Origin of the sequence: uncultured Shewanella sp. (genome assembly GCF_947491715.1) — a bacterium.
Lineage (GTDB): Bacteria > Pseudomonadota > Gammaproteobacteria > Enterobacterales > Shewanellaceae > Shewanella.
Genome location: NZ_CANLKR010000050.1, coordinates 1 through 18,482, shown reverse-complemented (window position 1 = coordinate 18,482; position 18,482 = coordinate 1). Strand labels below are relative to the sequence as shown.

Annotated in this window: 15 protein-coding genes; 14 read left to right on the top strand and 1 reads right to left on the bottom strand. The window is 41.2% G+C overall.

What is annotated here, in order from left to right; translation table 11 throughout:
- Positions 1 to 120: 120 nt before the first annotated feature.
- The 10 genes from Q0779_RS21550 to rpoS all read left to right on the top strand — a co-directional run bounded on the left by Q0779_RS21550 (position 121) and on the right by rpoS (position 9,613).
- A complete protein-coding gene (locus Q0779_RS21550; protein WP_298775898.1) occupies positions 121 to 1,758 on the top strand; it encodes a CTP synthase in 1,638 nt (545 codons plus the stop codon).
- Between the two features lie 152 nt (positions 1,759 to 1,910).
- A complete protein-coding gene (gene eno / locus Q0779_RS21545; protein ID WP_298775897.1) occupies positions 1,911 to 3,206 on the top strand; it encodes a phosphopyruvate hydratase in 1,296 nt (431 codons plus the stop codon).
- Between the two features lie 89 nt (positions 3,207 to 3,295).
- Positions 3,296 to 3,571, top strand: a complete 276-nt coding sequence (ftsB, locus tag Q0779_RS21540; protein ID WP_298775895.1) for a cell division protein FtsB — start codon at positions 3,296 to 3,298, stop codon at positions 3,569 to 3,571.
- A 36-nt stretch (positions 3,572 to 3,607) separates the two neighbouring features.
- Positions 3,608 to 4,297 carry a 2-C-methyl-D-erythritol 4-phosphate cytidylyltransferase gene (gene ispD, locus Q0779_RS21535; RefSeq protein ID WP_298775894.1) on the top strand — a complete coding sequence of 230 codons (690 nt, stop codon included), beginning with the start codon at positions 3,608 to 3,610 and terminating at the stop codon, positions 4,295 to 4,297.
- Between the two features lie 64 nt (positions 4,298 to 4,361).
- Complete coding sequence (ispF, locus tag Q0779_RS21530) at positions 4,362 to 4,853, top strand: 2-C-methyl-D-erythritol 2,4-cyclodiphosphate synthase (RefSeq protein WP_298775893.1); 492 nt, start codon at positions 4,362 to 4,364, stop codon at positions 4,851 to 4,853.
- A gap of 4 nt (positions 4,854 to 4,857) precedes the next feature.
- The gene (gene truD / locus Q0779_RS21525) at positions 4,858 to 5,931 is read left to right on the top strand and encodes a tRNA pseudouridine(13) synthase TruD (RefSeq protein WP_298775891.1); all 1,074 of its coding nucleotides are present in this window, start codon (positions 4,858 to 4,860) and stop codon (positions 5,929 to 5,931) included.
- A gap of 4 nt (positions 5,932 to 5,935) precedes the next feature.
- The gene (gene surE / locus Q0779_RS21520; protein ID WP_298775890.1) at positions 5,936 to 6,682 is read left to right on the top strand and encodes a 5'/3'-nucleotidase SurE; all 747 of its coding nucleotides are present in this window, start codon (positions 5,936 to 5,938) and stop codon (positions 6,680 to 6,682) included.
- Entirely contained in the window at positions 6,679 to 7,314 is a 636-nt protein-coding gene (locus Q0779_RS21515) for a protein-L-isoaspartate(D-aspartate) O-methyltransferase (RefSeq protein ID WP_298775889.1), read from the top strand. The genes surE and Q0779_RS21515 overlap by 4 nt, the downstream gene beginning before the upstream one ends.
- 340 nt (positions 7,315 to 7,654) lie before the next feature.
- Positions 7,655 to 8,560 (top strand): peptidoglycan DD-metalloendopeptidase family protein, encoded by a 906-nt coding sequence (locus tag Q0779_RS21510; RefSeq protein ID WP_298775919.1) that lies wholly within the window; start codon positions 7,655 to 7,657, stop codon positions 8,558 to 8,560.
- 78 nt (positions 8,561 to 8,638) lie between these two features.
- Positions 8,639 to 9,613 carry an RNA polymerase sigma factor RpoS gene (rpoS, locus tag Q0779_RS21505; RefSeq protein ID WP_298775887.1) on the top strand — a complete coding sequence of 325 codons (975 nt, stop codon included), beginning with the start codon at positions 8,639 to 8,641 and terminating at the stop codon, positions 9,611 to 9,613.
- A 63-nt stretch (positions 9,614 to 9,676) separates the two neighbouring features.
- On the opposite strand, the gene mutS is transcribed toward rpoS, so the two are convergent.
- The gene (gene mutS, locus Q0779_RS21500; RefSeq protein WP_298775886.1) at positions 9,677 to 12,247 is read right to left on the bottom strand and encodes a DNA mismatch repair protein MutS; all 2,571 of its coding nucleotides are present in this window, start codon (positions 12,245 to 12,247) and stop codon (positions 9,677 to 9,679) included.
- A 428-nt stretch (positions 12,248 to 12,675) separates the two neighbouring features.
- Between mutS and recA the strand changes: the two genes are divergently transcribed.
- The 4 genes from recA (at position 12,676) to csrA (ending at position 17,787) form a co-directional block, all read left to right on the top strand.
- Entirely contained in the window at positions 12,676 to 13,746 is a 1,071-nt protein-coding gene (recA, locus tag Q0779_RS21495; protein ID WP_298775885.1) for a recombinase RecA, read from the top strand.
- Positions 13,743 to 14,183: a regulatory protein RecX gene (locus Q0779_RS21490; protein ID WP_367180827.1), complete on the top strand. Its 441-nt coding sequence runs from the start codon at positions 13,743 to 13,745 to the stop codon at positions 14,181 to 14,183. Before recA ends, Q0779_RS21490 begins: the two co-directional genes overlap by 4 nt.
- A gap of 302 nt (positions 14,184 to 14,485) precedes the next feature.
- Positions 14,486 to 17,110 (top strand): alanine--tRNA ligase, encoded by a 2,625-nt coding sequence (gene alaS / locus Q0779_RS21485; RefSeq protein WP_298775917.1) that lies wholly within the window; start codon positions 14,486 to 14,488, stop codon positions 17,108 to 17,110.
- A gap of 479 nt (positions 17,111 to 17,589) precedes the next feature.
- Positions 17,590 to 17,787, top strand: coding sequence for a carbon storage regulator CsrA (csrA, locus tag Q0779_RS21480; protein WP_248939279.1), 198 nt, complete (start codon positions 17,590 to 17,592; stop codon positions 17,785 to 17,787).
- The last annotated feature ends 695 nt before the right edge of the window (positions 17,788 to 18,482 follow it).

Below are 18,482 nucleotides of genomic sequence, written 5' to 3'. Positions count from 1 at the left end.
TCTTCGTTTTTAAGTGAATTCTCATTTGTCGAGTCGGGGTAACTTTGCTACAATGTCGTCCCGTCCTAGTGCTTTTTTACAAGCACCTACTATTCCAACTTTTTAACTCTCAGGTTCAGCATGACTACAAGGTATATCTTCGTTACTGGTGGCGTGGTTTCATCGCTAGGTAAAGGCATTGCGGCAGCATCGTTAGCGGCAATTTTAGAGGCCAGAGGCCTAAATGTAACCATTATGAAGCTGGATCCTTACATTAATGTCGATCCAGGCACCATGAGCCCTACACAACATGGTGAAGTTTTTGTCACAGAGGATGGTGCTGAAACCGATTTAGATTTAGGTCATTATGAGCGCTTTATTCGCACTAAAATGAACCGTCGTAATAACTTCACTACAGGGCGTATTTATGAAGAAGTATTACGAAAAGAGCGTCGTGGTGATTATTTAGGGGCGACCATTCAGGTCATTCCTCATATAACCAATGCAATAAAAGAAAAAGTGCTTGCAGGCGGTGAAGGTCATGATGTGGCCATCGTCGAAATTGGTGGTACGGTTGGCGATATTGAATCTCTGCCGTTCTTAGAGTCTATTCGTCAGCTCGGCGTTGAGTTAGGCCGTGAGCGTACATTGTTTATGCACTTAACCTTAGTGCCTTTCTTAGGGGCTGCTGGTGAAGTCAAGACCAAACCTACTCAGCATTCAGTGAAAGAATTACGGTCAATTGGTATTGCGCCAGATGTGCTTGTCTGTCGTGGTGACAGGGCAATTCCGGCAAATGAGAAAGCGAAAATCTCGCTGTTTTGTAATGTTGAAGAGCGCGCGGTTATTTCGTTAAAAGATGTTGATAGTATTTATAAAATACCTGCATTATTGCGCTCGCAAGGCCTTGATGAGTTAGTGATTAAGCGCTTCCATCTTGAATGTGGTGAGGCGGATTTGCATGAATGGGAAAATGTGATTTACCAAGAAGCGAATCCCAATGGTGAAGTCACTATTGGGATGGTGGGTAAATATATCGAATTACCTGATGCTTATAAATCGGTGAATGAGGCATTAAAGCATGCGGGGCTGAAACAGCGCGTGTCGGTGAATATCAAGTATATTGATTCGCAAACCGTTGAAGCAAAAGGTGATGAAGTCTTTGAAGGCTTAGATGGTATTTTGGTGCCAGGTGGTTTTGGTGAGCGAGGTGTTGAAGGTAAAATACAAGCGGCTAAATATGCCCGTGAGAATCACTTACCTTATTTTGGTATTTGTTTAGGCATGCAAGTGGCGCTGATTGACTTTGCACGTCATGTGGCTGGCTTAAATGATGCGCATTCGACGGAGTTTAATCCCAAAACACCTCACCCAGTAGTTGGTTTAATCACAGAGTGGATTAATGAAGAAGGTGGTGTAGAACTGCGTGATACCGCATCAGATTTAGGTGGTACTATGCGTTTGGGAGCGCAATTGTGTCATTTATTGGAAGGCACAAAAGCGGCGGAAGCGTATAAAGGCTTAACCTGTGTTGAACGTCATCGCCACCGTTATGAAGTGAATAATCACTATCGTGAACGTTTAGAAAAAGCCGGTCTAATTTTCAGTGGCTTGTCATCGGATCGCCAATTGGTTGAAATGATTGAGCTACCAAACCACCCTTGGTTTGTTGCGGGTCAATTTCATCCTGAATTTACATCGACACCACGTGATGGTCAGCCATTATTTGAAGGCTTTATTGCTGCTGCTGATCAGCATCAAAAACGTGATTTAGCATAAAAATATGATAAAAGGTCAGCCCTTATTATGAGGACTGGCCTTTATTTTTTTATAAAGCAATGCCACTTTAAGCGGGATCACTGGGTGACAGTTTAGCGTGTCAAACTATTTTTATTTTAGAAATTAAATTTTAAACTTAAATCGAGGATGTTATGGCTAAGATTATTAATGTGATTGGTCGCGAGATCATGGACTCTCGTGGTAATCCAACGGTAGAAGCTGAAGTGCATTTAGAAGGTGGCTTCATAGGAATGGCCGCTGCGCCTTCTGGTGCATCGACGGGTAGCCGTGAAGCACTTGAGTTGCGTGATGGCGATAAAGCGCGTTACATGGGAAAAGGTGTATTAACCGCGGTTGAAAATATCAACGGTCTTATTCGTAATGCGCTAGTGGATCAAGATGCGAGCTTACAATCTAAACTCGATCAAATTATGATCGATTTGGATGGCACAGCGAATAAAGATAAGTTAGGTGCCAATGCCATTCTTGCTGTGTCATTAGCAGCGGCCAAAGCGGCGGCAGCGTCTAAAGCCATGCCTTTGTATGCTCATATTGCAGAATTAAATGGCACGCCGGGTGTTTATTCTATGCCAGTGCCAATGATGAATATCATTAATGGTGGTGAGCATGCTGATAATAATGTAGATATTCAAGAGTTTATGGTGCAACCTGTTGGTGCTAAGAGTTTCCGTGAAGCTTTACGTATGGGCGCTGAAATCTTTCATAATTTGAAAAAAGTGCTGCAGGATAAAGGGTTAAATACAGCTGTGGGTGATGAAGGGGGCTTTGCACCTGATTTAGCCTCTAACGCCGATGCCCTTGCCGTGATTAAAGTGGCCGTAGAGAAAGCGGGTTATACCTTAGGCACTGATGTGACCTTGGCACTGGACTGCGCTGCATCAGAATTTTATAAAGAAGGTCAATATAATTTGGCTGGTGAAGGTCAAGTGTTCAATTCTAATGGCTTTTCTGATTATTTGAAGTCATTGACTGAGCAATATCCTATTGCGTCTATTGAAGATGGATTAGATGAGTCTGATTGGGATGGCTGGGCTTATCAAACTCAAATTTTGGGTGATAAAATTCAATTAGTTGGTGATGATTTATTTGTGACCAATACTGAAATTTTAAAGCGTGGTATTGATAATAATATTGCGAACTCAATTTTGATTAAGTTTAACCAAATTGGGTCATTGACTGAGACACTGGCTGCTATTCGCATGGCAAAAGAAGCGGGTTACACTGTGGTAATTTCACACCGTAGTGGCGAAACTGAAGATGCGACAATCGCCGATTTAGCCGTAGCGACAGCAGCGGGTCAAATTAAAACGGGGTCTTTATGCCGTTCAGACCGTGTGGCTAAGTACAATCAATTATTGCGTATTGAAGAGCAATTGGGTGAGAATGCCCCTTATAATGGTTTGAGTGAAATCAAAGGACAAGGTTAATTTCACAAAACTGTTAAAAGGCCGCCACTAGGTGGCCTTTTTTGTTGTACTATCTCATTACCCTTAGGCTCAGTTCTGTTTAAACTATCATGAAACGCTTATGTTTTGTTTTAACACTATTATTGCTTATTCTCCAGTATCGTCTTTGGTTTGGAGGGAACAGTTTATCTGAATCATATCAATTGCAAGATCAAATTCAGATGCAACAGGCAAGTAATGCAAAATTAATCGCCCGTAATCAAATTTTGAGAGAAGAAATTAATGATTTACGAAGTGGCACTGAAGCAATAGAAGAACGTGCCCGTAATGAGTTAGGTATGGTCAAGGAAGGTGAAACTTTTTACCGCGTGGTAGAAGGTGAGTAGGCAATATGAACGTCAAGGTTAAAGGTGAGCTTAGGTATGCGAGATGAAACAGTCATTGCTGTGGTACCTGCAGCGGGTATAGGACGTCGAATGGGCGCGCAAATACCAAAGCAATATTTAATGTTAAATGAGCAAAGTATTTTAGGGCATACATTAGATTGCTTATTATCCCACCCTCGAATTGATCAAGTGGTGGTGGCCTTGCACCCAGAGGATCAGCATTTTCGCCTTTTACCTCAATCTCGACATGCTAAATTGTGTAGCGTGATGGGAGGAGGTGAGCGAGCGGATTCGGTATTGGCGGCGCTGGAAGCAGTGGATGATGCTTCATGGGTATTAGTTCATGATGCCGCAAGACCCTGTTTGAGTCATGGCGATATTGATACACTATTACAATCAAGGGAGAGATTTCCTCAAGGCGTGATTTTAGGCTCGCCGGTGAGAGATACTATGAAGCGGGCGAATGACGAGCAATTGATTAGCGAAACGGTTTCTCGTGACAACCTCTGGCATGCATTGACGCCTCAGTGCTTTAATGCACAAGTATTGAGAAACAATATTGCACTCGCGTTATCCAAAGGTATTGCCATTACCGATGAAGCCTCTGCTATGGAATGGGCAGGGATTTCTCCTGGCATAATTGAGGGCCGAGCAGACAATATTAAAGTGACTCATCCGAATGATTTGGCTCTAGCATCATTATTTTTGAACAATTTGCGTCAATGATGTATTTGGAATCGTTTTTCAACAGTGTCGTTAACTATTGCATTTAATTGAAGGTGAATAAGAAGTGAATATAAGGATTGGGCACGGTTTTGATGTGCATAAATTTGGTGGCGCGTCACCTCTGATGCTTTGTGGTGTTAATGTACCCTATGAAACAGGCTTAATTGCGCATTCTGATGGGGATGTTGTCCTACATGCGATTACGGATGCGATTTTAGGCGCAATGGCGATGGGGGATATTGGTCAACACTTCCCTGATACTGATGCTGAATTTGAAGGAGCCGATAGTCGTGTTTTATTGAAACATTGTTATGGACTGGCCCTTGCTAAAGGCTATGAAATCGGTAACTTGGATGTCACCATTATTGCTCAAACACCTAAAATGTTGCCTTATATTGATGCCATGCGAAAAGTGTTAGCCAAAGATTTAGAGACGGCACTGGGCAATATTAATGTCAAAGCAACGACAACGGAAAAATTGGGCTTTACAGGACGAAAAGAAGGTATTGCGGTTGAAGCTGTGGTATTGATGAGCCAAAACAAGAGACAAGATTAATTTCATGAGTGAATTACATTATTTATACGGTAAACCCATATCTCAAGCCGATCTGAGAACCCACAATAGTGACTTTATTGTACAAGAGATTTTACCTTTTGTGCCGACTGGTGAAGGCGAGCACCATTTATTACATATTCGTAAAAATGGCTTGAATACTGCGGATGTAGCCAGAATATTATCTGGTTTTGCTCACGTACATCCTAAAGAGGTCACTTACGCTGGTCAAAAAGATAAGCACGCGATAACAGAGCAATGGTTCGGTGTCCGCATTCCTGGGAAAGAAACCCCTGATTGGTCAAGTCTTGATAATGAACAATTAACGGTACTGTCTTCTAGCCGCCATAGTAAGAAATTAAGAGTTGGGGCATTAGCAGGTAATCGTTTTACTTTGACGTTGCGTAATGTAACGGATATGGATGATGTGCTATCTCGTTTGGATAAAATTAAAGAAACAGGGGTTCCTAATTATTTTGGTGAGCAACGTTTTGGTCACGATGGAAAAAATCTCATTTTTGGCCGACAAATGTTTACAGGCCGTAAAGTGAAAGATCGTAATAAACGCGGCATGTACCTTTCAGCGGTCCGTTCAAATTTATTTAATCTTGTTGTATCGACACGTTTAGCCGAATATGGGTTAACCCCTTTTACGGGCGATTGCGTCATGCTTTCCGGCAGTAAGAGTTATTTCGTCGCTGAGGTGTGGGATCCCAGTTTGCAGCAACGTTTAGCTCAGAAAGATATCCAGTTATCTGCGCCCTTATGGGGGAGGGGAACACCTTTATCTCAGCAGGATGCAGAAATGTTTGAGCAGAGCGTATTGGCCCCTTTGAAAGCGGATTGTGATGGGTTAGAGCAGGCTGGATTAACACAAGAAAGGCGCATGTTGTTACTGGAACCTCAACATATCAGTCATGAAGTCAATGACGATATTTTAGTCTTAAAGTTTGCGTTACCTGCAGGCTGCTTTGCCACATCTGTGCTTAGAGAGTTGTTTGATTATGAGGACGTGATGGAAAAACAACGACGAGCACATTTTGCTGAGCAGAAAAATTCAGCATCAGTTTCAGGGCAGTAATGAGATGAAAATTTTAGTCAGCAATGATGACGGTGTGTATGCTCCAGGCATTGAAGCCTTAACGGCTTCTTTATCACGTTTAGCCAAAGTAATGACAGTGGGACCTGACAGAAATTGTTCTGGTGCGAGTAATTCGTTGACATTAACGAACCCACTTCGTATTCAAACTTTAGAAAATGGCTATATATCCGTTAATGGTACGCCAACAGATTGCGTTCATTTAGCCATCAGAGAGCTGTATGATGATGAACCTGATATGGTTGTTGCGGGGATCAATGCGGGTGAAAATATGGGGGATGATACCTTATATTCCGGTACGGTCGCTGCTGCAATGGAAGGGCGTTTTCTAGGTTTCCCTGCGATTGCGATTTCTTTAGTGGGATCGTCGCTGACTCATTATGACACAGCTGCAGAGTTTGCTTATCGTATTGTGACTGCACTTAAAGCGCACCCTATTGCACAAAATCAAATTTTAAATATTAATGTTCCGGATCTGCCCATTGAATTGATTAAAGGGGTTAAAGTCACTCGGTTGGGGGCAAGGCATAGAGCTGAAGGTATGGTTAAAACCCGTGATCCTGCTGGCCGAGATATTTATTGGCTGGGACCTCAAGGTGAAGAGTTAGATGCTACAGATGGAACCGATTTTGATGCTATAGAGCAAGGTTATGTTTCTGTTACGCCTCTGACTGTTGACTTAACTGCATTTTCACAATTAGCTGAATTGGAACAATGGATAACACGAGTATGAATAGGGTGGGTCCTAAATTGGCACAAAACCTCGCAAAAGGCTTGTTTGAGGCAGGGATCCGAGATGAAAAGGTACTTATAGCCGTTGCAAACACGCCAAGAGAGCGTTTCCTTGATCCCGCGTTAGGCCATAAGGCATATGAAAATACGGCGTTGCCAATAGGACAAGGTCAAACCATTTCACAACCTTATATCGTAGCAAGAATGACGGAGCTGTTAATAAGCCATTCGCCTGAAAAGGTCTTGGAAATTGGTACGGGCTCAGGGTATCAGGCAGCCATTTTAGCGCAACTTGTTCCTACTTTGTATACTGTGGAGCGAATAAAAAGTTTACAGATCCAAGCAAGACAGAGATTAAAGCGCTTAGATTTACATAATGTGTCATTTAAGTACGGTGACGGCTGGTTAGGCTGGGAAAATAGAGGTCCTTTTGATGCAATTATGGTGACAGCTGCAGCAAGCAGTGTACCTGAAGCCTTATTAAAGCAACTTGCTAACGGTGGAGTGCTAGTGCTGCCCGTTGGGGAGCAATCACAGCAATTATTAAAGGTCGTGAGAGTGGGGGATAAGTTTACTTCAGAGGCAATTGAATTGGTGAAGTTTGTTCCTTTGGTACATGGCGAATTGGCTTGATTAATCAAATTTTTTTTGGGTGAAAGTACAGGGATGTACTCACATCAAGTGCCTGCTTGATGTTGTTTGATTAAGGAAAATGTAATTAAATGCCATGTTTTTGTTACATAAGTGATTTTTTTAGTCGCTTTCAAACTGTGTCTTCTATGCTATAAAAGGAATAATCCCGTATTAACCCTTTGTTTCAGCTTAGGTTCAATGTTTATTGTTAAAATTAATCCTTTCATTTTTGATATTCATACTAATTGAAAGCTTTTAAAATACAATAAATTAGATAGCTTCACTATAATTGCTTTTAATGCCCGTATTGATTTTCCTAGTGGGAGTTGTTTTGATTAATATATTGAGGACATATAGCAAGGTCAGTTTTCTTTTTAGTCTTCTTGCTTTATTAACTGCTTGTAGTTTTCAGGCTCAACGCCCAGCTCCTGTGATCAGCTTGTCCAATGATAGCCTTCCAAATTACGCTAAAGGATCTATCAAGACGCCTTATTATCGTGTGAAAAAAGGCGATACACTGTATTCTATTGCTTGGGGAGCTAACCGTGACTTTAAGGATGTTGCTCAGTACAATTCTTTAAGCCAACCTTACCTCATTTACCCTGGGCAGATCCTAAAACTGATAAAAACAGAAAAAAAACCTAGTGGTCATACCAGAGTTATGTCAGTAACTACTACGGCTAAAAAACCGATTAATACTAGTGTTAGCAAAAAAAATCAAGTAGTTAGTGGAAAAGTGGAGGTTAAAAAACAGCCTGTTGAGGTGGTCAAAAAATCACTTGATCAACAGAGCAAGTCGGCGTACCCTTTAACAGGTAGTCAACAAACTATCAACGAGGTTATCCACAAACCTAAAAAGTCTTTACCGAGTAAAGTGAGTTTGTGGCAATGGCCAGTAAAAGGCAAGTTAATAGGGACATTTTCTGCTAATGAGCAAGGCAACAAAGGAATAAAAATTGCTGGCGTTAGAGGTCAGTTAATTAAAGCTGCTGCAGCGGGTCGAGTGGTTTATGCTGGTAATGCGTTACGTGGTTATGGCAATTTAGTGATTATTAAACATAGTGATAACTATCTAAGTGCTTACGCTCATACTGAAAAAATATTAGTCAAAGAAAAACAATACGTTAAAGCTGGTCAAGCGGTTGCTAAGATGGGCAGTACAGGTACTGATAGGGTCATGTTACATTTTGAGATCCGTTATCTTGGCAAGTCAGTTAACCCGCTTAAATATTTACCTAAATACTAGTGATTTGGGTGCCATTTTGGCAACGGGAGGATAGCACATTGAAGTAGTTTAAAATCGTGAAATCATGGGAGATCCATTATGGGCCGAACTAGAACCGCAGCACAGACGCAGCCACTCGTCGATTTGTCGAAAGATGAATCTGATTTAGCACTAAGTCATAAGGATGATGAAACAAAAGATGTTGATCTTGATCAACAAGTTCAAGATGATATTCAAAAAAACTTAGATGCCACTCAACTTTATCTAGGTGAAATAGGCTTTTCTCCTCTACTGAGTGCAGAAGAAGAAGTGTATTTTTCTAGAAAATCACTTAAAGGCTGTGAAAAGTCTCGCAATCGCATGATAGAAAGTAATCTGAGACTCGTCGTCAAAATTGCCCGCCGTTACAATAATAGAGGTTTAGCTTTACTTGACTTGATCGAGGAAGGTAATCTTGGGCTGATCCGTGCTGTTGAAAAGTTTGATCCTGAGAGAGGGTTTCGTTTCTCGACTTATGCGACTTGGTGGATAAGGCAAACTATTGAACGTGCTATTATGAATCAAACACGGACAATTCGACTACCTATCCATGTTGTAAAAGAATTAAATGTTTATCTTAGAACGGCTAGAGAATTGGCTCACAAGCTCGATCATGAACCCACAGCGGAAGAAATTGCTGAGAAATTGGATTTATCCAGTAGTGATGTTAGCCGCATGTTGAAGTTGAATGAGAGGATAACCTCCGTTGATACTCCCCTTGGCGGTGAGAGTGATAAAGCCTTATTAGATGTATTAGCTGATGATGATAATGTTGGACCCGATTATAAAGTCCAAGATGAAGACATGTCTAAATCCGTTGTAAAATGGTTGAATGAGCTTAATACCAAGCAAAGAGAAGTCCTTGCGAGACGTTTTGGGTTATTAGGCTATGAGCCTTCTACATTGGAAAATGTAGGCAAAGAAATCGGCTTGACAAGAGAGCGAGTGAGACAAATTCAAGTTGAAGCATTAAAGCGTTTAAAGGATTTGTTAGGTGCTCAAGGTCTTTCTGTAGAGGCCATTTTTAAAGTCTAATTTTTTTATTATAAAGATTAATCAATTAAGCCCGTTTATTCGGGCTTAATTGATCTTAACGCTCTATGAATGTTGCAGTTGTTTAAGTTGGTACAAGCATTCTAAAGCTTGTTTTGGACTAAAATCATCTGGGTTTATCTGACTTAATGTTTCAGATAGCATGGATGGCGCAACCTCGGGTAATGGTGCTAGAGGGGCTTGATGAGCTGAGCTTCCAGTTTGTTCGCGACTTTCTAATTGGTGTAGTTTGCTTTTGGCTGTATGGATGACACTGGCGGGAACGCCTGCGAGTGCGGCGACTTGTAAACCATAACTGCGACTGGCAGGACCTTCTTGTACAGCATGCATGAAAGCGATGGTATCACCGTGTTCTATAGCATCTAGATGGACATTTTCTACGTTATTGAGTTGTTCAGGTAGCTGGGTCAATTCAAAATAATGGGTTGCAAAAAGACTCATTGCTTGAAGTGTTTTCGCCAAATACTCTGCAGCAGACCATGCCAATGACAGCCCATCATATGTCGAGGTACCTCTGCCTATCTCGTCCATTAACACTAAGCTTTGCGGTGTTGCATTATGCAATATATTAGCCGTTTCGGTCATTTCAACCATAAAGGTGGAGCGTCCGGAGGCTAAATCGTCTGATGCACCAATACGGGTGAAAATACGATCGATGGGGCCTATTTGTGCGGCTTGTGCTGGTACATAAGAGCCAATATGAGCCAGTAACGTGATAAGTGCGACTTGACGCATATAAGTGGACTTACCGCCCATGTTTGGGCCTGTCACAATTAACATTTTTCGCTGATGATTGAGCGTGACAGGGTTGGCTATGAACGGATTTTGACTCACTTGTTCGACTACTGGATGACGACCTGCTTCAATGTGAATACCTGTGTCTTCAATTAACTCTGGGCAGGCATAATCGAGAGTTTGTGCTCGCTCGGCAAAATTGTTTAATACATCAAGTTCTGCCGCCGCTGTTGCAAATGCTTGTAGTTCATGAATTTTGGGTTGCAGTTGGTCGAATAAGCCTTCCCATAACTGCTTTTCTATGGCTAAGGCTTTACCTTGGCTAGAAAGGACTTTATCTTCATGCTCTTTCAATTCAGGAATAATATATCGCTCAGTGTTTTTTAGCGTTTGTCTACGTTGATAATTAAGCGGGACTAAATCAGATTCTCTGCGGCTAACTTCAATATAGTAACCGTGCACGCGGTTGTAGCCGACTTTGAGTGTCGTGCAACCTGTTTGTTCTTTTTCTCTGGCTTCGAGTTGCGCTAAGTAGTCAGTGGCGCCTTCACTTAAGTTTCGCCATTCATCTAAATCGGCATTATAGCCTGTACGTATCACGCCACCATCGCGAATGAGCATAGGAGGATTATCAACAATGGCTTTTTCAAGTAATGCTAACTCTTCGGGGAACTCTCCAATAGTACAGCTTAAATATTGCAGGTGAGAGGCGTTCACTTGATTAAGAATCCTTTGAATGTCAGGCAATAACCTTAAGGCATCTCTTAAACGTGCAAAATCTCGAGGTCTGGCATTACGCAGTGCTAAACGCGCCGTGATGCGCTCGATATCGCCCAATGTTTTTAATTGCGTGAATAAATCATTCGAGACTTGTACTTCAATGAGTTCTGCGACGGCATTGAGTCTGGATTTTATCGCACTGTGATGGCGCAGGGGTTGATGGATCCATCGTTGCAACATACGGCTGCCCATGGCTGTTGCCGTATTATCGATGATAGAAGCTAAGGTATTGTCCTGGCCACCTTGTAAATTTTGAGTGAGTTCTAAATTTCGGCGTGTTGCGGCATCAAGTATAATACTGTCATCTTGATTGAAACGAATAATGGCATTGATATGGGGCATGGCAGTACGTTGAGTATCTTTGACGTATTGCATTAAGCAGCCCGCAGCCTGTAATGATAGTTTAGCATCGTCTAAACCAAAACCATGCAGATCTTTGGTTTTAAATTGTTCAAGCAATAATCGGTAACTGGTATCAAAATCAAATTCCCATTCGGGTCGTCTGCGAGCACCTTTATAATTTTCGATGAGATAGAGCTCATGAAAATCTTCACTGTAGAGAATTTCTGCAGGATGCGTGCGTTGCAGCTCAGTTTCAAGCGCGGCTTTATCGGCTAACTCTGCAATGACGAAGCGCCCTGATGCAATATCGAGTGTGGCGTAACCGTAGCCGGTCTTACCTTGGTACAGCGCGGCAAGTAAATTATCTTGCTTTTCTTGCAGTAAGGCTTCATCAGTGAGTGTGCCTGGCGTGACAATACGCACGACTTTTCTTTCAACTGGGCCTTTTGATGTAGCAGGATCGCCCACTTGTTCACAAATTGCTACGGATGTGCCTTGTTGGACGAGTTTGGCAAGATAGCCCTCGACGGCATGATAGGGAATGCCCGCCATAGGGATGGGATCGCCGCCACTTTTTCCTCTGGCCGTTAATGATATGCCTAATTGTTGTGATGCATTTTTAGCATCATCATAAAAAAGTTCATAAAAATCACCCATTCGATAGAAAAGTAGCATGTCAGGGTGTTGCGCCTTTAAGGTAAGGTATTGGCGCATCATTGGCGTGTGTTTTTCTAAGTTTTGAAGGTTTATAGCAGTCATTTTAATCACTTATGAATTTACTGAAAGGGTGCTATTGAATCATTTTTACAAATTAAAACATGATGTGGAGGCAAGGTGAACACTTAAGCCTATTAAAAAATAAGAATGAAAAATGGTCATGTTATTACTTTGTTTTATTGAATGACATTGGGTCTAGGAAAGCTGTTGCTTTGCCTTGACGGTTATATTACCAATATTTTTATGCTTTGCGATGGATTTATTTACGGAAATGATCAAATGCGCTAAGTGATTTTCCTTAGTGGCTCTTGTGAAAGCGATTTTTAAAATGAAATGGAAAAAATAATCAACAGGACTTGATACTGTATGATTGTACAGTATACTAGATCACATATTGAGACTCACATTATACTAATGGGGTACTCATGAATGAATTTAACCCGTAAAGCTAGATGGTAAGGATGATAAGCATGAAGATAGATCCGAATAAAGAAAAAGCACTCAATGCCGTATTAGGACAGATAGAAAAGCAGTTCGGTAAAGGTTCTATCATGAAACTGGGAGAAGATCGTTCAATGGATGTTGAAACGATTTCTACAGGCTCATTGTCATTGGATGTTGCTTTAGGCGCTGGCGGTTTACCTATGGGGCGTATTGTTGAAATTTATGGCCCTGAGTCTTCTGGTAAAACGACGTTAACACTTGAAGTTATCGCTTCTGCTCAAAAAATGGGTAAAACTTGTGCTTTTATTGATGCTGAGCATGCTCTTGATCCCGTTTATGCTCAAAAGTTGGGTGTCGATATTGATAACTTGCTGTGTTCACAACCTGATACGGGTGAGCAAGCGCTAGAAATTTGTGATGCATTAACGCGTTCTGGTGCCGTTGATGTGATCATTGTTGATTCGGTTGCTGCTTTAACACCAAAAGCAGAAATTGAAGGTGAGATTGGTGATTCGCATATGGGGCTTGCTGCTCGTATGATGAGCCAAGCGATGAGAAAATTGGCAGGTAATTTAAAACAGTCAAATACACTACTTATTTTTATTAATCAAATTCGTATGAAAATTGGTGTGATGTTTGGTAATCCAGAAACGACCACGGGTGGTAATGCGCTTAAGTTTTATGCGTCTGTTCGTCTTGATATTCGCCGCACCGGGGCGATTAAAGATAGAGATGAAGTTGTCGGTAATGAAACACGTGTGAAAGTGGTTAAAAATAAAATTGCGGCTCCTTTTAAGCAGGCTGAATTTCAAATTTTATATGGTGAAGGGATCAACAGTACTGGAGAGTTAGTTGATTTAGGTGTGGCGCACAAACTAGTTGAAAAATCAGGGGCTTGGTACAGCTACAAAGGCAGTAAAATTGGTCAGGGTCGTGCTAACGCCGGTAAGCATTTAATTGAAAACCCTACTGTTGCGGCTGAAATCGAAGCCAGTTTACGAGAAATGTTATTGAGTAAAGCTGAACCTGTCGATGCGGCTAAAGCAGCCGAAACTGCGGGTGATAATGTTGATCTAGAAACGGGTGAAGTCTTCTGAACCAAAGTGCAAAACAGATTGCGGTCGCGTTATTAGCGCGCCGCGATCATTCTCAATTAGAAGTCAGAACGAAATTAGCACAAAAGGACTTTCCTAGTGATGAAATTGAAATATGTATTCAATTTTGTCTCGAAAAGGGGTATTTGAACGATGAGCGCTATGCCCTTCTTGTCGTAAAAAGCCAAGTGAGTAAAGGACATGGTATTAATCGTATCCAACAAGTCTTAACGCAAAAAGGAATTACAAAGACGATTTGTCAGCAGGTATTATTTGATACTGAATATGACTGGTTTGCCATTGCTAAGCGTAAAGCGTTTAAAAAATACCATGGACGTCCAGCGGCTGATTACAAAGAAAAAGCCAAACGTATTCGTTACCTATTGGCTCAAGGCTTCCGTTATGATGAAGTGCAATATGCTTTGAGTGAAAGTGAATAAACTGACTAATGGTGACTCAGTGGGTTGAGTGACTTTAACGACCTAAAACCTTGTTCAATATTAATCGGCTGAAAATTGTTCTATTTTCCAGCTAAAAAGAGAAAAGATCCTCGTTATTTTTTCTCTTCAAAGACTGCCTTAATATCATACGCTAAACCGATTTTCTTTCCCGTAGAGTATTGTTTGGTTGCGCTTTAGAAACTGGCATAATGACTCGGCTTGGGTATATAATGCACCACAAAATTATACCTTGCGGCATTGATTATAGCCGCTGTGAGCCTTATTCAATTCAGGACGATGTCATGTATCAAACCACTAAAGAGTTAAGAAATGCTTTCCTGGAGTATTTCGGCACTCACGGCCACGAAGTTGTCGATAGCAGTTCTCTTGTTCCAGTTAATGATCCGACCTTACTTTTCACCAATGCAGGTATGAATCAGTTTAAAGATGTATTTTTAGGTGCTGATAAGCGTAGCTATAGTCGCGCAACGAGCTCACAGCGTTGTGTGCGTGCAGGCGGTAAACATAATGATTTAGACAATGTAGGCTATACGGCTCGTCATCATACCTTTTTTGAAATGTTAGGGAATTTTAGCTTTGGTGATTATTTTAAAGAAGAGGCAATTCGCTTTGCTTGGTCTTTTTTGACTGAAACATTAAAGCTGCCAAAGGAAAAGTTATGCGTCACTATCTATGAGACCGATGATGAAGCTTTTGACATTTGGAATAAAAAAATTGGAGTGGCAGAAGAGAACTTGATCCGTATTGGCGACAATAAAGGATCGGCTTACGCCTCTGATAATTTTTGGCAAATGGGCGATACTGGTCCTTGTGGCCCTTGTACCGAAATTTTCTATGATCACGGAGAGCATATTTGGGGTGGGCGTCCAGGTACACCAGAAGAAGATGGTGATCGCTTTATTGAAATTTGGAACATTGTCTTTATGCAGTATAATCGCCAAGCCAATGGTGAGATGCACCCTTTGCCTAAGCCTTCAGTTGATACTGGAATGGGTATTGAGCGCATTGCTGCGATTATGCAAGGTGTACATTCTAACTATGAGATCGACATCTTTAAGCAACTTATTGCCAAGGCGGCCGATATTATCGGTGTGACAGATTTAGAGAATAAATCATTGAGAGTGATTGCCGATCATATTCGCTCTTGTTCTTTCCTTATTGCTGATGGTGTGATGCCATCAAATGAAGGTCGAGGTTATGTATTAAGGCGTATTATTCGCCGAGCAGTACGTCATGGTAATAAGTTAGGTGCGACTGATGCATTTTTCTATAAGTTGGTACCGACGTTAATAGATGTTATGGGTGATGCAGCGAAAGGCTTAGCGCAAACGCAAGCCATTGTCGAGAAATCATTAAAAGCAGAAGAAGAGCAGTTTGCACGCACGTTAGAGCGGGGATTAGGAATTTTAGATACCGCACTTAATAAGCTTGAAGGTGATGTTTTAGACGGTGAAACAGCCTTTAAACTGTATGATACTTATGGTTTTCCTGTCGATTTGACGGCGGATGTGTGTCGTGAGCGTGAGATAAGTGTTGATGAGTCTGGTTTTGAAGTTGCTATGGCGAAACAACGTAGTCGTGCTCAAGCGGCTGGTCAGTTTAATACTGATTATAATGATGCTTTAGTGATTGAAGAAAAAACCGATTTTTGTGGTTATACCGATTTATCTTTAGCGTCTGAAGTGATGGCGATTTATCAAGACGGACAAGAAGTTGATCGTGTCCATGTTGGTGATGATGCGGTTGTTATTTTGAAGCAAACTCCCTTCTATGCTGAATCGGGTGGACAGTGTGGTGATAAAGGCACATTGCGTACACAAGACTGTACATTTACAGTGTCTGATACTCAAAAATACGGCCAAGCCATTGGTCATGTTGGAAAAGTGACTCAGGGAACTATCACTAAAGCTCAAGAGTTAAATGCCTGTGTTGATCACGATAACCGTCAACGTACTGAGTTGAATCATTCAGTAACACATTTACTGCATGCGGCATTACGACAAATTCTAGGTTCTCATGTATCGCAAAAAGGGTCGTTAGTAGAGCCTGACAAACTTCGCTTTGATTTTTCACATTTTGAAGCTGTGAGTGCGACAGAATTGAGACAAGTGGAGCAAGTTGTGAATGAGCAGATCCGTCTCAATCACCCTTTACACTCTGAAGTGATGAATATCGATGAGGCAAAAGAGAAAGGTGCAATGGCTCTTTTTGGTGAAAAGTATGATGCCGAAGTTCGAGTGGTCACTATGGGGGACTTTTCGATTGAATTGTGTGGTGGAACCCATGTGGGCAGAACGGGTGATATCGGCTTATTTAAAATCACTTCAGAAGGAGGCATTGCAGCTGGTATTCGCCGTATTGAAGCTGTAACTGGTGAAGCCGCAATGTGTTATATTGCTAAGCAGCAAGGTGAGTTAGCCGCCACTGCTGAGCTTTTAAAAGCGGATCCCTTGTCGGTTGTGAGTAAGCTGAAAATACAACTTGATCGTAGTAAATCTCTTGAAAAAGAGTTAGCGCAGCTAAAGGATAAATTAGCTGCAGCAACGAGTGCTGATTTAGTGGGTGAAGCGCAAGAAATTAATGGCATTAAAGTACTTATCAAGAAACTTGATAATGTTGAACCAGGCGCATTGCGTGGCCTGCAAGATGAGCTGAAGCAAAAATTAAAGTCAGGTATTGTGGTATTGGCTATTGCGGGTGACAAGAAGGTTAGCCTTATTGTGGGCGTGACAAAAGATTTAACGAGTAAAGTCAAAGCGGGTGAACTCGTGTCTTCAATAGCAGCTCAAGTGGGTGGTAAAGGCGGAGGACGCCCAGATATGGCACAAGCTGGAGGCAGTCAACCTGAGAACCTTGATAACGCATTGTCACAAGTTAATGCTTGGCTTGAAGAACGATTAGCGTAAGTGATTCACACTTGATATGATAAATTGCTATTGTATCGAATTGTTAATTTGGTAATTGAGTGCGTGTAAATGTGACGCACTTTTTACATCTTAACCTTTGGTTGTTGTGTTGAGTGTTGTTATTATTGAATTAAAGCGACACTTAACTGATAAACTGATTTTATATCTTCAAAGGTAATTATATTCATTAGGGCTTAAACTTATCGAATATTAAAATCAATAAAATTTACACTTTATGTTTTAACTGTTTGTTTATTAAGTTTTAAATTTTATTTTGTTATAATCGTTGATTGGAAATGTGTGCTTTATCGAGAACTTTAATTTGCAATTTAGCTGGGAGTGTTTAGGGTTAAGTTATAATTAAATGACGCTTTTCGAATAGAGTACTATTAATTTGTACTAAGCTAACCTTATAATAAGCACATAATAGCGGAAATAATGCCGTACGAAACTGAATTAGGAATTAAAGGAGCAAGATAATGCTGATATTGACTCGTCGTGTTGGTGAAACACTGATGATTGGTGACGAAGTAACAGTTACTGTATTAGGCGTTAAAGGTAATCAAGTACGCATCGGTGTGAATGCACCGAAAGAAGTTTCTGTGCATCGTGAAGAAATTTATCAACGTATTCAGTCAGAGAAAGCGGGTACGCCGTCAGAAGGTGGGAATTTCTGAGAGCATTCGGCCTAATTCTTTCATTGTGACCGTTTTAAAAGAACCAGCATTTGTGCTGGTTTTTTTATGGCAAAACTGAATAGGATGAAAGCTCTCTAACAGTCTGACGCCAACGTTTGCTGTTAGAAAGAAAGTTTGTGTTGGATCTTGCCTTTAGAAACTTAGAAAGTGATCCGGGGTTAAGTGTTCCACTTTGAAGGGGTGACTTGGCTGTTTATGACACCGGAGACCTTGAGTGAGGAGAGTGAGCTTAATTTGAAATAGGTGTATTCTTATACCAACCTAAGTAAATAAACGATCAATTCAGGGTCGCTCACTCGGTGCGGGTTGAAAAATACGCTATACTAGGTTATCTGTTTTTGATATAGAGTAACTATTAGCTTCAAACAGCTGCCTTGCCTACCGTATTTTTCATTCCCGCTGAATGAACACTTATTTTCTTAGATTTGTATTAGTCTTGCTTTGACATTTTTTAACGTATAGAAAATTCGAAGATAGGACAATATTAAATAGACTCGCTTTATATAACATCAATATGATTAAAAACAGTTCAAACAGCAAAGGTTTATTAAAAAGGGTTTGACTTATTTTCGGCAAACAGTAATATGTGCGCCAAGAAACGGAGAGGTGGCCGAGTGGCCGAAGGCGCTCCCCTGCTAAGGGAGTATGGGCTTTAACTCCCATCGAGGGTTCGA

What these genes read in the sequence shown, in the direction of transcription:
- Q0779_RS21550 (WP_298775898.1), top strand. Translation starts at nt 121, where the DNA reads ATGACTACAAGGTATATCTTCGTTACTGGTGGCGTGGTTTCATCGCTA.
- eno (WP_298775897.1), top strand. Translation starts at nt 1,911, where the DNA reads ATGGCTAAGATTATTAATGTGATTGGTCGCGAGATCATGGACTCTCGT.
- ftsB (WP_298775895.1), top strand. Translation starts at nt 3,296, where the DNA reads ATGAAACGCTTATGTTTTGTTTTAACACTATTATTGCTTATTCTCCAG.
- ispD (WP_298775894.1), top strand. Translation starts at nt 3,608, where the DNA reads ATGCGAGATGAAACAGTCATTGCTGTGGTACCTGCAGCGGGTATAGGA.
- truD (WP_298775891.1), top strand. Translation starts at nt 4,858, where the DNA reads ATGAGTGAATTACATTATTTATACGGTAAACCCATATCTCAAGCCGAT.
- surE (WP_298775890.1), top strand. Translation starts at nt 5,936, where the DNA reads ATGAAAATTTTAGTCAGCAATGATGACGGTGTGTATGCTCCAGGCATT.
- Q0779_RS21515 (WP_298775889.1), top strand. Translation starts at nt 6,679, where the DNA reads ATGAATAGGGTGGGTCCTAAATTGGCACAAAACCTCGCAAAAGGCTTG.
- rpoS (WP_298775887.1), top strand. Translation starts at nt 8,639, where the DNA reads ATGGGCCGAACTAGAACCGCAGCACAGACGCAGCCACTCGTCGATTTG.
- mutS (WP_298775886.1), bottom strand. Translation starts at nt 12,247, where the DNA reads ATGACTGCTATAAACCTTCAAAACTTAGAAAAACACACGCCAATGATG.
- recA (WP_298775885.1), top strand. Translation starts at nt 12,676, where the DNA reads ATGAAGATAGATCCGAATAAAGAAAAAGCACTCAATGCCGTATTAGGA.
- alaS (WP_298775917.1), top strand. Translation starts at nt 14,486, where the DNA reads ATGTATCAAACCACTAAAGAGTTAAGAAATGCTTTCCTGGAGTATTTC.
- csrA (WP_248939279.1), top strand. Translation starts at nt 17,590, where the DNA reads ATGCTGATATTGACTCGTCGTGTTGGTGAAACACTGATGATTGGTGAC.